Raw genomic sequence first — 14,466 nt, forward strand, 5'->3', positions numbered from 1 at the left:
AATGGGGTACTCATTATGGGAAGAGCAATAGGCATAGATCTCGGAACAACAAATTCTTGTGTTGCAATAATGCAGGGCAAGGATACAAAGGTAATAGAAAATAAAGAAGGGGCAAGAACTACTCCATCTATAGTTGCATTGACTTCTTCAGGAGAAAGGTTGATTGGTGCTCCAGCAAAAAGGCAAGCAACCACCAATGCAAGTAATACCTTTTTTGCTACTAAGAGATTAATAGGCCGTCAATATAGTGATCCTGAGATGAAAAATCTAAGTGTACCATACAAAGTATTTGCAGCAAAAAGCGGTGATGCATGGGTTAAAACAACTGATAATAAAGAATATTCTCCTAGTCAAATTGGTGCATTTATACTACAAAACATGAAAGAGGCAGCAGAAGCTTATCTTGGAGAGGAAGTAAAAGATGCTGTGATAACAGTGCCAGCATACTTCAACGACTCTCAACGTCAAGCAACAAAAGATGCAGGAAAAATTGCCGGATTAAATGTACTCAGAATAGTAAATGAACCGACTGCTGCAGCACTTGCTTATGGTCTTGATAAGAAACATGGGCACACAATAGTAGTATATGACCTTGGTGGTGGTACATTTGACGTTTCAATACTTGAAATAGGTGATGGAGTTTTCGAAGTGAAAGCAACAAACGGTGATACCCATCTTGGAGGTGAAGACTTTGATAATGGAGTAGTGAGTTATTTACTAGATGAATTCAAGAAAAGTAATGGCATTGATTTGAAAAATGATCCAATGGCTATGCAAAGAATCAAAGAAGCTGCTGAAAAAGCGAAAATTGAATTATCAAGTGCAATGGAAACGGAAATAAATCTACCGTTTATTACAGCTGATGCAAGTGGTCCAAAACACTTAAATATGAAATTAACGAGAGCAAAACTTGAAAGCTTAGTGAATGATTTAATCGAAAGAACTATGGCTCCTTGTAAAAAAGCTCTTGAGGATGCTGGTTTATCTGCTAGTCAAATTGGCGAAGTGGTTCTTGTTGGTGGCATGACTCGTATGCCAAAAGTCATAGAGAAAGTTAAAGAATTCTTTGGCAAAGATCCACATAGAGGAGTTAACCCTGATGAAGTTGTAGCAATTGGAGCTGCAATACAGGCGGGGATCATTCAAGGCGATGTAAGAGATGTGTTACTACTTGATGTGACCCCACTTTCTCTTGGTATTGAAACTCTAGGAGGAGTATTCACTCCACTTATTGAGCGTAATACTACAATTCCTACTAAAAAATCTCAGGTGTTTTCAACTGCAGAAGATAACCAAACAGCTGTTACAATTAAGGTGCATCAGGGTGAAAGAAAACTGGCAGTTGATAATAAGCTACTTGGTCAGTTTAGTTTGGAAGGGATACCTCCTGCTCCGCGCGGAAGGCCACAAATTGAAGTGACATTTGATATAGATGCAAATGGAATAGCACACGTTTCTGCAAAAGATAAAGCTACTGGAAAAGAGCAAAAAATACGCATTCAATCTTCAGGTGGTTTATCTGATGATGAAATAAATCGCATGGTAAAAGAAGCTGAAGAAAAAGCGCAAGAAGATGAAAAGCGCAAAAAGTTTATTGAAGTGAAGAATCAAGCGGATAGCTTAGTCCATTCTACAGAAAAGTCTCTGACAGAGTATGGTGATAAAGTTTCACCAGAAGATAGATCTGCTATTGAAAATGCAGTTAACGAATTAAAAGAAGTTAGTAAATCTGATAACATTGATGACGCTGATTCAATACAGCAGAAAGTCACTAATCTTTCTCAATTATCTATGAAACTTGGAGAAGCTATGTATCAAGCATCTCAACAAAATAGTGCTGAAAATGGCTTTTCATCAGAAGGAAATCCAAATGATAAAGAGGAAAAAGTAGTAGATTCTGATTATCAAGACATAGATAATAAAGAAGAGAATAAGTAATTGCGATTGTCATCCAAGTAGCTGATACTGGGATGACAAGAGGAGCATATTGTTGCTTAAAGAAACCATTATGGATATTATTAAAACAATAGAAGAAAAGATACGCGATTCGATAGATGTAATTGATATCAACATTATCGATGAATCAGCAAAGCATGCTGATCATTACTTTGCTTCATCTTCAACATTACCTTCGCACATTAAATTAATATTAATATCTGACGGCTTTATTGGAATGAGCGTTCTAAAAAGACACAAGTTGATTTATGAGTTATTGAAGGGTGAGATAGAGCTAATACATGCAATTTCTCTTCACTTGTATACGCAAGATGAGTACAATTTAAAAAATAAATAATAAAAATGTGAAGGAAGAGTCTATATTAGTTAAAGCAGGAAGAAAATTTAATGACTATAAAGGTTCCATGAACCCGCCAGTTTATCATTCTTCTACCATATTATTCCCTACTTACAAGGACTACTTAAATGCAGCAAATGGAGAAAGTATATACGATGTAATCAATGATGGTGTTGCAAGGGATTATAGCTACAGTAATGTTGGTACTCCTACTGTTCATTATCTTTCAAATGCACTGGCTGAAATTGAAGGGAGTGGACAAGCGCTTATTTATCCTTCCGGACTATTTGCACTTACTTTTGCTATTCTAACTTTCGCTAAAGCAGGCTCGCACGTTTTAATTCAAGATAATAGTTATTATAGGCTTAGGAGGTTTGCAGAAAATGAGCTACCAAAAAGAGGAACAGAAGTAACTTTTTATGATCCAACACAGGATATAACTGATTTAATTCAGAGTAATACTTCATTGATAATGATCGAGACTCCTGGTTCTGTAACGTTTGAGATTTCGAATATAGAGCATATAGTAAAAGTTGCTAAGGAACATAAAATTGTGACCGTTTGTGACAATTCATGGGCCACTCCTTTGTTATTTAAGCCGCTTGATTATGGAGTTGATGTTGCACTATATGCGGTGACAAAGTATCTAGCCGGTCACTCAGATTTATTGATGGGGACTATGATTGCTGAAGGTGAAATTTTTAAATTGCTTTATGAGAGCTATAAAAATTATGGAGTAACCATTCAATCGCACGACTGTTATCTTGCACATAGGGGACTAAGAACACTGCACACACGTATGAAAAAGTACCAAAATACAGCAATGGAAGTGGCAAAGTGGCTAGAAGCACAGCAAAAAGTTAGAAAGGTTTTATATCCAGCACTTCCCTCCCATCCTCAACACGAATTATGGAAAAGTTACTTTAAAGGAGCAAGCGGCGTATTCAGTATAGTATTGGGTAGAGAATATTCATGTGAAGAACTAAGCTGCATGGTTGATCACATGAAAATTTTTAGTATTGGTGCTTCTTGGGGAGGGTGCGACAGTTTGATATTACCAATAGATCGTAGATCTATGTCAAGATCTGTAATGAATTCAGATTATGGTGGAAGTTTCATGCGGATATTTTGTGGACTAGAAGATTCTGAGGATTTGATCTCTGATTTAAATGCTGCACTAGCAAGACTGCCATGTTTGAATATCAAAGCTGGCAGATGAAACTGAGAGAATTACTGCATAACATTATTGATGTTAACTTTGATATTGAAATCAAGGGCGTTACATGTAATCCCAAGAGAGTCAAGGAAGGTTATCTTTTTGTTTGTGTGTCAGAAAGGAGTAAAGAATACGCAACATGCGATACTGGAATCCATATCCTTCCTACTGAATCACAGTGTTACGTACACAACTGTGTAGACGTTATGATACAAGGGGCCAAGAAAGATGTCATCCCAGTGCTTGACTACTTGGATCCAGAAAATTTAATTGCAAATGAGCACACTAGGCAATTGTATAATAAAAACTGGATTCCAGTGTCACGCACTGGAATGACAGATACTTCGAGCTTTGCAGTGCTTGAACACCAAAACCCTCAAGAAATATACAGCGAAATAGTCAGCAGGTTTTATCAATTCAAACAGCCCAAATATGTTGCTGCTGTAACTGGTACAAATGGTAAAACTTCAGTAGTAGAATTTTGCCGCCAGATCTGGCAAAACTCTGGCTATAATGCTGCGTCTATTGGAACACTTGGAACATGCATCAATAATGGCAGAAAAGGTAATAGCAACAGCCTTACCACTCCAGGTGCAGAAGACCTTTACGCAACATTGCGTGGTATAAGTGTAGAACACTTAGTGTTGGAATCATCAAGTCATGGGATTGATCAATACAGAATCCATGGATTAAAGTTGAGTGCTGCAGCTTTTACTAATTTCTCGCAAGATCATTTAGATTACCATAAAAGTCTTGGTGGATATTTAGAAACTAAAAAAAGGTTATTTTACGAAGTATTACCAGAAGGAAAAACAGCGATTTTAAATGCGGATATAGATGAATACGGCGCATTGCTTAAAATAGCTGAAAAACGCAGTAATAAAGTTGTGACTTATGGAAAAAAAGGCTCTGATATTACTTTATTAGAGCAAACATCAACCCCTAATGGTCAACATCTTACAGTAAAAATTGATAACCAAATTTACAATGCATTTTTCCCAGTTTTAGGAAAATTTCAAGCATATAATCTGCTATGTGCAATTGGTATATCTGGATTAAATTACAGAGAAATATGCGTAGAAAAACTCGTTTCTCCACCAGGAAGAATGGAAAAAGTGAAACCTTTTGCATTCGTGGATTACGCTCATACTCCAAGTGCGCTTAAACAAGCCCTATTGTCTTTAAAATGGCATATCAACAAAAAAATAATTCTAGTTTTTGGATGCGGTGGAAATCGCGATCAGACGAAACGTTCAGAAATGGGCAAAATAGCACAAATGTATGCAGATAAAGTAATAATTACAGATGATAATTCGCGTGATGAAGATCCGGCAAAAATTCGCCACGATATTTTGCTACATTGCCCTGATGCACTGGAGATAGGAGGTAGGAGAGAAGCTATAGAGAAAGGCGTAGATATTGCCTATAACGAGGGTATGATTCTGCTAGTTGCAGGAAAGGGAAATGAGAAATTTCAAATTATAGGCAACCAAACTTTTGAATTTAGCGATGTTGAGGTTATTAAAAATCATGCCTTAACATACTGATTTTCGCAATGGGCTTACCTCCGCTAATGTGCGAATATTGAAGCAAAAGTGATGTCATCCCAGTGCTTGACACTGGGATGGCTTTGTTGCATAGCAACTGAAAAAATCTGGTGGCTACTGACAAAATTCATTATAAAATAGCCATTTAACCTTGAAAGAAAAAATATGCCACAAAAAATGAGGGTCAGTAACCATAGCGAATATAACAAATTTCTAGAAAAAAGAGGAAATATTTTTCATTATATCAACGAAGCCATAGAAAAGTGGTACGAGAATGGTCCAAAAATACCAGGTGGCAACAATATTTATAGCGATAAAGTTGTAATTTTGGTGCACATAATAACTTGTTTATTTAGAATAGGCCTGAGGCAAACAGTTGGGTTTATAGCAGGATACCTTGAGCAAATTGGGAAAAATTTGCAAGTTATCAGCTATTCACAATCATCAAGAAGGTTTAAGAAACTCAATATTAAGATCAATGATTGCAGAAAATAATATGGAAGATATCGAAATTGCTATAGACAGTACAGGAATTAGTATATACAACAACACTCCTGGTCATAGCAAAGGAAATAGCGAAGATAGAAAGTATCGCAGCTATGAACAGACAAGAAAATTGCATGTAATGTTGAATACAAACAGGAAAAAAGCCATAGCTGTAAAATACAGTAACGGCTGATCACTATGGAGCTTGTGATTTGCTAAAAGAAGTCGATTTTCAGTATGTCATAAAAGTACTATATGCAGATAGGGCATATGACAGAGAAAAGCTCTATAAGCTGTGTAATCAATATGGTATAAAAACGAAAATTCCTCCGAAAAACAACGCAGCAGAGCATCCAAAGTTAGACTATATGGCTGAGAGAAATTCTGCAGTCAAGCTCATAAAGTCATATGATGAAGATGGTATAAAGAAGTGGAAAAAAGAGATGAGTTATGGAAAAAGATCTTATATAGAAAGTTTTTTCTCGCGACTGAAACAAACATTCGGGTTTAGTTTTAGGAATAAATCTGAGACAAATAGAGAGAAGGAACTACTTGTTATAGCTCTTTTTACAATAATCCGAACAGACCGTAATATGCTACTGGCCTGCTATAGCCATAAACACATATCTTATCGCATTCGGACTATTATAAGAAAGGCTATACTTGGATGATACTGACTGCTAATTTTTTATGCAAGAAGTCCAATCATTCACCGTTCTTGCAAGTGATAGCACTCTCACTTCTTTTGCACCGGAGTTTAAAATTTCCTGAGAGCAAGATCTTACAGTTGCTCCGGTTGTTACCACATCATCAACTATAGCTCTTTTTACAATAATCCGAACAGACCGTAATATGCTACTGGCCTGCTATAGCCATAAACACATATCTTATCGCATTCGGACTATTATAAGAAAGGCTATAATATCACGATTTTATTTTCGATAATTTTCTTGTTGCTTGTTTTAAAAGCCTTCTTTAAATTTTTTTCACGCTGTTTAAGTGAAAGACCAGCTTGAGGCGCAGTATGGCGAAGGCGTTTTATTGCAAATGGCGTATAGGATAAATTGGACAACTTACTCAATTCTTTTGCAAGCAGTGCTGCTTGATTATATTTACGTTTAAACAAGCGCATTTTATGTAACGGTATAGGAATTATGATCTCTGCGTTCTGAAATGTATCCTGATTAGCTTGGTGTATCCACTTTGCATAGATTTTTACGTAATTCAAATTATCAAAAAATTTGAAATTTATAATCATGTTTCTACTATGTTGATCATAAGCAAAAACTGATCTTAATACTTTAAACGGTGGAAGATTGATGATGCACTTACCACACGTATAAATATTGTCTGAGATTACTACGCCACAAACATTGCAGTAATGCTTAGTTAGAAAATTGATTTTTTTGTTGCATTCACTACACAGATTAAGATTTTTATCAATGATACATTCGCAACTTACGCATACGCTTGGAAATATGAGATTTGTAGCTTTTTTTAGTAAGAGAAGGTTCACAACTCATTAAATATATTATAAAATAATTTATATAGTATAGCTAAAGTAACTTAAGCTTACACTCTTTCACTTTTTATTCCATTTCAATATAGTTCATGCTGCTGAAAAGCAGAACTTATAACTCAGTTTGTGGTATACCATTGACTGAAGTAGTCTTTGAATTATCCTTAGATAAAAATTGATGTTTTTCTGGCTTCTGTACTTCACTCAACTTATAGCCTTTCTTATAATAGTCCGAATGCGATAAGATATGTGTTTATGGCTATAGCAGGCCAGTAGCATATTACGGTCTGTTCGGATTATTGTAAAAAGAGCTATAAAGTATCGATGTACTGACATTCTTATCTCCAAATCATAAATATGCAACCTAGCCTAATATAATTAAGAAATAGTTTATAATAAATACGTTTTAAGATACCTGCCTGTAACACTTTCTGGAATTTTTACCACTTCTTCTGGAGTTCCAGTAGCAATCACTTCTCCGCCTTTTATTCCGCCCTCTGGTCCGATGTCTATTATATAATCTGCAGTTTTTATAACGTGCAAATTGTGCTCGATAACTATAACAGTATTTCCCAGATCGACTAATCTATGGAGTATTTTTAGTAAGTTATTTATATCTTCAAAGTGTAATCCAGTTGTTGGCTCATCAAGAATATACAATGTTCTTCCGGTAAATCGTTTTGATAGCTCCTTGGACAGCTTTATTCGTTGTGCTTCACCCCCAGACAACGTTGTTGACGACTGTCCGAGTTTTATATAGCCAAGCCCCACTTCCTGCAAAGAAATCAACTTTTCTTTTACCATTGGAAGGTTTTCAAAAAAATCACAAGCTTGATCTATCGTCATATCAAGGACATCAGAGATTGATTTTTCTTTATAAGTAACTTCCAATGTTTCCCGATTATACCTTCGCCCTTTACATTGCTCACACTTCACATAAACGTCCGGTAGAAAATGCATCTCTATCTTTAAGTGCCCATCACCTTTACAAGCCTCACACCTTCCCCCTCTGGTATTAAATGAAAACCGGCCTATATTATATCCCCTTGCTTTTGACTCCGAAAGACCTGCAAACCAATTTCTTATATGAGTGAACATACCAACATATGTTGCTGGATTTGACGCAGGAGTTCTACCAATTGGCGACTGATCAACTTCTATAACTTTATCTATATATTCAAGGCCTTCTATTCTATCACACTGACCATACCTTGCAGACGAATGATGTATCTTATGTGCTGAATATTTATATAACGTTTCTATGACTAAACTTGATTTTCCCCCTCCTGATATTCCAGTAACACAAATAAGATTCCCTATAGGAAATTTAACGTTCACATTTTTTAAGTTATTTTCACATGCATTTATTACTTTTATGAACTGAGTTGCTTGCTTTCTTCTCCTTGGAATTAAAATTTTTTTCTCTCCACTCAAATATCGCCCTGTTATGCTCCCCGAATTTCTTTGCACCTGGTCTGGTGTTCCTTCTGCAACAACTTTTCCACCATTTACGCCAGCTCCAGGACCAATATCAATCGCATAATCAGCAGCCATTATTGTATCTTCATCATGCTCAACAACAATTACAGTGTTACCCATGTCTCTTAAGTTTTTTAGTGTGGCAATTAACCGATCATTATCACATTGATGAAGGCCAATCGAGGGTTCGTCAAGAACATATAAAACCCCCGTTAATCCTGAGCCAATTTGCGAAGCAAGTCTGATCCTCTGACTCTCGCCGCCAGAGAGAGTGCTAGATTCTCGATCAAGCGTTAGGTAATTCAACCCTACATTCTTTAAAAATGTTAGCCTCTTGATTGTTTCACTTAGTATTTTATTTGAGATTTGCTTCTGTTGTTCTGTGAGCTTGTTTGGCAAATTTTCAAACCACTTAAGGGATTCATCGATACTAAGCCCTGATATTTCACCTATATGTTTGCTATCAATTTTTACTGTAAGCGCTTCTTTTCTCAATCTATAGCCAGTGCATTCTCTGCAGTGAGTAACAGAGCAATATCGCTCAACAAGCGTTTCATCATAATCCATCTGGTTTTCTAAGATACTGACCAAACCTTGAAATTTACCGAAGCCAAAGAGTATCATATCTTTTACTTCTTGATCTATGTTCTTCCACGGAACATCAAGGCTAAATTTACAATTTTCAGCCAGTGATAGAATTGCACTTTTTAAAAATCCATAACCTGTGTGCACTTGACGGAACATTGATCCCACTGGCTTTAAAGCGCCTTCAGATATTGAAAGAGTTTCATCTGGCACTATCAGCTTCACATCAATAGCCAGCTTTTTACCAAGCCCATTACACGAACCACATGCACCGTAAGGGCTGTTAAAAGAAAATAATCTTGGTTCTATTTCCTCAAGAGTGAAACCAGACTCGGGGCATGCAAAATTCTCTGAAAAAGTCAGAATTTGACCATTTTTATACTCGGAATTATGGTTGTCAGGTAGGTTTACTATTTCTACATACATTAGACCATTACCAAGTTTTAGTGCGGATTCTATACTACTTGGCAGTCGATTTCCTATATCGCCCAATATTGATATTCTATCTGCAACCACAAAAATGTCGTGTTTCTTGTTCTTATCGAGTTTAGGCAAGTCATCTACATTGTACACTTCACCATCTATTTTGAACCTTACGTAACCTTGTCTTTTAATTTCCAATATCTCTTTAAGATGTTCTCCCTTTCTACCACGCACAACAGGGGCAAGTATATATATCTTAGTTTCTAAAGGTAACGCAATTATAGTATCTACAATTTGAGACACCGTTTGTTTTGTTATTGGTAATCCAGTTGCAGGTGAATAAGGAACTCCTATTCGTGCATATACTAAGCGCAAGTAATCGTAAATTTCGGTAACAGTTCCAACTGTTGACCTTGGATTTTTTGAGATCGATTTCTGGTTGATAGATATTGCAGGAGAGAGACCTGTAATCGACTCAACATCTGGTTTATCCTGAATGTTGAGAAATTGACGCGCGTAAGCTGACAGGCTTTCAACGTACCGGCGTTGGCCTTCTGCATAAATCGTATCAAATGCAAGGCTAGACTTGCCAGAACCACTTAGCCCAGTTATAACAACTAGCTTATTTTTCGGTATATTGACGTCTACACCTTGCAGATTATGTTCCCTTGCGCCCTTAACTCTGATAAAATCGTCCATATTATACCATATAGCGTATTAACCATTATAGCCTCAAAATACGTGAATTTATAGTGATATATTGATTTTCTATTGATTTTTTCAACTGTTACGGAAAATTAAGCAGCGTTTGATAAATCGTCATTCCGCTACTTGTTAGCGGCTGAGATACCGCGACGGTATGACGGTTAAGTAGGCCAGTGCCCCTATGATGTCATCCCAGTGTCAAGCACATAGCTGTACGAACGTTGTAGTTTAGGAGCAATTCCCACCAGTGGGCCAGTGCCCAGACACTGGTTCTATGCAACTTAATTAAAAACGTTTGTTTTAGCGTAAGACAACTACCTTTAGCTCATCAGCTCAGTTATAAGCAAAATTTCTGGATTCCAGACTGGAATGACACCATTTGCTGTGCAATTTACCTTCAAAAATGAATGTTCGTACAGCTATGTGTCAAGCACTGGGATGACACCATTCTTTTTTCTGGATTCCAGTGTCTGGGCACTGGAATGACACCCCCCTGATAGGCTCAAATCATAGTGTTTGTACAGTTGTGGGTTTAGGCTACCTATAAATTCTAAACTGTTGTTACGTACTAGGACCACCAAATACACCCCCAGGACCCAAAGTCAGTTTAGCTATATCAGAAAACAGGTTATGTGGAAATCTTAAAATACTTCTTGTTCGCCAAGCAAAATAAATACATTCCTACAAACAAGCAGATGCTCAATACTGACACATAAGAAAACTTAAAAATTAAATCTCTAATGTATATTGATAAGCATTTACCTGCAGAAAATTTGTATAGTAATCCAACACATACAACGGCACTATCAACCACTGATGCTATAATTAAAGTAATGAAATTTGCCATATGAAAATTCAACTTGGACTTCAATTTTTCAAAAATAATTATGCTTGAGAGAAGAGATACTAAAATTGCAGTATATGAAATCAATATCATCAAATTAAAACTTTGCCATTTAAAAACACAACATAGCGCTGTACACACTATTAAGTTGTACGTAGCTTTGCTTCTGCCATAAAATTCAACCATTGAATTTACAACTAAAGCAGCTCCCACAAATAAGGCAGCACATATCATCAATTTATTTGAAGTGTTGAGTAAAGAAAGACTGATAAACAGGAGTATCGATAAAATAGACATAATTACCTACCCAAAATTAATAACATACATTCATTCTAAATAAACGTTACATATAGTAAAAGAGTTATTTAGCATAATAAGAAAAATATTTTATATTAGCATGCCACATCTTTCAGATCTACTTTTAAAACATCCTTTATGTTTAGCACCTTTTTCTCTGTTACTTTGCCAATACATGAATAAACTGCACCTTCAAACAATTCTTCAAACCTCTTCTGATTTTGTGGTGCAATAGTAACCAAAATTCTACTTTGCGATTCAGAAAACATTATTATCTTGTTTATTATGTCTGTATTTTGTATTTTCCCTATTGGCACTAGTGAAAGATCGATTTCAGCACCAAGGTCTCCTGCAATTAGCGATTTTGCCAGAGCAATAACTAATCCGCCTAAGTTTGGTGCAATTGCAGAGGCAATTATGCCATCTTTTATTGCCTGGTTGTAACGCTCATACAACTTCCTAGCGCTCTTTGCATCAACTTTTGGTACGTTGTTATTACCTATTCCACTATATAACTGATATTCAGATCTACCAAGTTCATCAAGTGTTTCTCCAAGCACATATATCAAGTCCCCTGGCATTTTTACATCAAGCGATACCGCATTTTCAATATTTTCTATAATTCCAATTGCTGAGATGAGTAATGAAGGTGGTGCAGAGATTATCACTTTCTCGCCATTTTCATCATATCCCTTGAAGTCATTGAACATACTGTCTTTTCCGGATATGAATGGTGTTTTAAATGCAGTTGCGAAGTCGTAACAAGCCTCTGCAGCTTTCTTTAGTTGCCACAACCTTTCTGGATTATAAGCATCACACCAGCAAAAATTGTCGAGCAACGCTAGATGATTTATATTTCCTCCTGCGGCTACATAGTTGCGTATCGCGGTGTCAATTGCACATGCTGCCATGTGGTAGGTGTCAATTTCTCCATAACTTGAGCCAAATCCTTGCGATTTTACAACACCTTTATTTGAAGAAAGAACAGGCCTTGAGACAATAGCTTCGCTGCACATTCTTCCCTTGCCTTGCAGTGGTTTTAACACTGACGATCCTTGAACCTCATGATCATATTGCACCACTATGAACTCTTTACTGCAAATGTTTGGTCTGCTTAACATTTCTTTTAATTCAATTTCTAAAGAAGGCGAACTTGTTGTCATTCCAGCGCGTGGCGCTGGAATCCCCTTAGACCACGGCTTTGTCTGTAAATGCATTTTAGGATTACCATCATGCAGAAATTCAGTTCCGATATCCATTATTACTGTCCCTTTAGGACATTTAACAACGGCTTTACCACTCTCATTAAACTCTCCAATCACACAAACCTCCACATCATGTTTTTTCATGATTTGCTTAAACATAGGGAGATTTTCTTCTGGCACTGCTAAGGTCATTCTCTCTTGTGATTCTGATATCCATATTTCCCACGGAGCCATACCATCGTTTTTAAGGAGAACCTTGCTCAAATCAACTTCAAATCCGTCTTTTCCCATTTCACCAATAGACGACGACAGCCCACCTGCTCCATTGTCCGTTATTGCATTATAAAGACCAAGATCTCTTGCTTTTATGACGGCATTGGATAGTTTTTTTTGTGTTATAGGGTCACCAATTTGCACAATCGTTGAAGGGCTGTTTCCCGACAAAGCCTCTGAAGAAAACGTTGCACCGTGAATTCCGTCTCTTCCAACTCTTCCGCCAATAATTACGATTTTATCGCTGTTTTTAGGCCCTTTGATGTGTGAAGGTGCGTTATTTATGTTGCGCGGAATAATTCCGACACTGCCAACAAAAACTAACGGCTTGCCACAAAATCTATCGTCAAAATATACCGATCCAAGTTGCGTTGGAATACCAGAGCAATTACCAGCAACATTAACACCGTGGATCACTTCTTTCATTATATATTTTGGCGGTAAGATCTCATCAGTGCGCTCTTTGTCCCTATAAAACTTGCCTTTTGCTTCTTTGGCAAAGCAAAAGTAATAGGTATTCATTATAGGCTCCGCGCCTTTCCCGAAACCAACTATATCACGATTTACTCCAAGTACTCCGGTCATTGCTCCACCAAATGGATCAAGAGCTGAAGGGCTATTGTGGGTTTCAACTTTATCTACGATTAAGTAATCGTCATTAAAAATTATTCCTCCGGCATTGTCGGAGAAAACTGACACGCATATGTCAGAATTTATCTCACGCGTTGCACGCTTAATATAATGTGCGTATAGGCCATCTTTTATTTCATCAATGGGAGAGCAAAAGATATTGTGCTTACAATGTTCAGACCAAGTTTGTGCTAGGGACTCAAGTTCAATATCATATGGATTTCTATTAAGTTTTTTAAAGTAATCCTTTATAGCTTTCATTGCTGCCAGAGAGATCCCTAAAGTGCCATTACCATCGATTCCATCTCTGCTGATTTTCTCAAGTTCTTGGTTACTTACGTTTAAGTTAACAGATTTGGCTTTGCCATTAATGGTGTCATTTGAGTAGCTGATACTGGAATCTACATCTTTTTTCTGGATCCCAGTGTCTGGACACTGGGATGACAAGTAAGAGAGCGCTGAAGAGTTTGCTTTGTATTTACCATAATATTTCCAGCTATAGTTCTTACAGATAAGTGTGCAATACTCAGTGATAGGATTAAATTCTTGTTTTATATCATCTTCAGTTGCTTGACTTAGAATCAATTTTGAACTTCTTGCTTTGATATAAACATTTTCATCAATGTAGTTCTTGTTTATTAAATATTCTCTAACAATTTGTTTCACTGTGTTGCCTACATTGTCGGTCATGCCAGGTAAAAAGCTTATCTCCAAGCCCCACTTTGCTTGTGGTTCTATGAAGTTATATTGAACTTCTTCAAGGTTTTCATTGTAGGAATAATAACGGCAGTCTTGTATGACTTTATTATAAAATAGCCCACAAATTTCTTCATATAATTTTGGTGGTAATTCTTTGTGTATATAAATCGAGTAAACGTTGACTAACCATCTGCAGCCAACTTGCTCACATTTATTTAAAACTTCTATTCTGATGTTTGTCATGTAATGTTATAAAAGATTTTAA

7 protein-coding genes and 3 pseudogenes are annotated in these 14,466 nt (G+C 36.6%); 5 read left to right on the forward strand and 5 right to left on the reverse strand.

Annotated elements, in window-relative coordinates; genetic code table 11:
- Positions 1–15 precede the first annotated feature (15 nt).
- From dnaK to OPR46_RS06930, 5 genes and pseudogenes are all read left to right on the forward strand, one after another.
- Entirely contained in the window at positions 16–1,938 is a 1,923-nt protein-coding gene (dnaK, locus tag OPR46_RS00835; RefSeq protein WP_012673300.1) for a molecular chaperone DnaK, read from the forward strand.
- A 70-nt stretch (positions 1,939–2,008) separates the two neighbouring features.
- Complete coding sequence (locus OPR46_RS00840; RefSeq protein ID WP_077188332.1) at positions 2,009–2,293, forward strand: BolA family protein; 285 nt, start codon at positions 2,009–2,011, stop codon at positions 2,291–2,293.
- Between the two features lie 7 nt (positions 2,294–2,300).
- Positions 2,301–3,534, forward strand: a pseudogene (metC, locus tag OPR46_RS00845) (cystathionine beta-lyase).
- A complete protein-coding gene (gene murE, locus OPR46_RS00850) occupies positions 3,509–5,056 on the forward strand; it encodes a UDP-N-acetylmuramoyl-L-alanyl-D-glutamate--2,6-diaminopimelate ligase (RefSeq protein WP_265043485.1) in 1,548 nt (515 codons plus the stop codon). Before metC ends, murE begins: the two are co-directional and overlap by 26 nt.
- Before the next feature lie 165 nt (positions 5,057–5,221).
- Positions 5,222–6,213: pseudogene (locus OPR46_RS06930) on the forward strand (IS5 family transposase).
- A 9-nt stretch (positions 6,214–6,222) separates the two neighbouring features.
- Here the strand turns inward: OPR46_RS06930 and OPR46_RS06525 are convergent.
- From OPR46_RS06525 to OPR46_RS00895, 5 genes and pseudogenes are all read right to left on the reverse strand, one after another.
- Positions 6,223–7,058 (reverse strand): annotated as a pseudogene (locus OPR46_RS06525) (double zinc ribbon domain-containing protein).
- A gap of 207 nt (positions 7,059–7,265) precedes the next feature.
- The gene (locus OPR46_RS00880) at positions 7,266–7,397 is read right to left on the reverse strand and encodes a hypothetical protein (protein WP_265043488.1); all 132 of its coding nucleotides are present in this window, start codon (positions 7,395–7,397) and stop codon (positions 7,266–7,268) included.
- Positions 7,398–7,451: 54 nt separating this feature from the next.
- A complete protein-coding gene (uvrA, locus tag OPR46_RS00885; RefSeq protein WP_265043489.1) occupies positions 7,452–10,247 on the reverse strand; it encodes an excinuclease ABC subunit UvrA in 2,796 nt (931 codons plus the stop codon).
- 634 nt (positions 10,248–10,881) lie between these two features.
- Positions 10,882–11,394: a hypothetical protein gene (locus OPR46_RS00890; RefSeq protein WP_006279733.1), complete on the reverse strand. Its 513-nt coding sequence runs from the start codon at positions 11,392–11,394 to the stop codon at positions 10,882–10,884.
- 95 nt (positions 11,395–11,489) lie between these two features.
- A complete protein-coding gene (locus OPR46_RS00895; RefSeq protein ID WP_265043490.1) occupies positions 11,490–14,444 on the reverse strand; it encodes a phosphoribosylformylglycinamidine synthase subunit PurL in 2,955 nt (984 codons plus the stop codon).
- Between the last annotated feature and the right edge of the window lie 22 nt (positions 14,445–14,466).

Origin of the sequence: Wolbachia endosymbiont (group A) of Scambus nigricans (assembly GCF_947251485.1) — a bacterium.
Lineage (GTDB): Bacteria > Pseudomonadota > Alphaproteobacteria > Rickettsiales > Anaplasmataceae > Wolbachia > Wolbachia pipientis.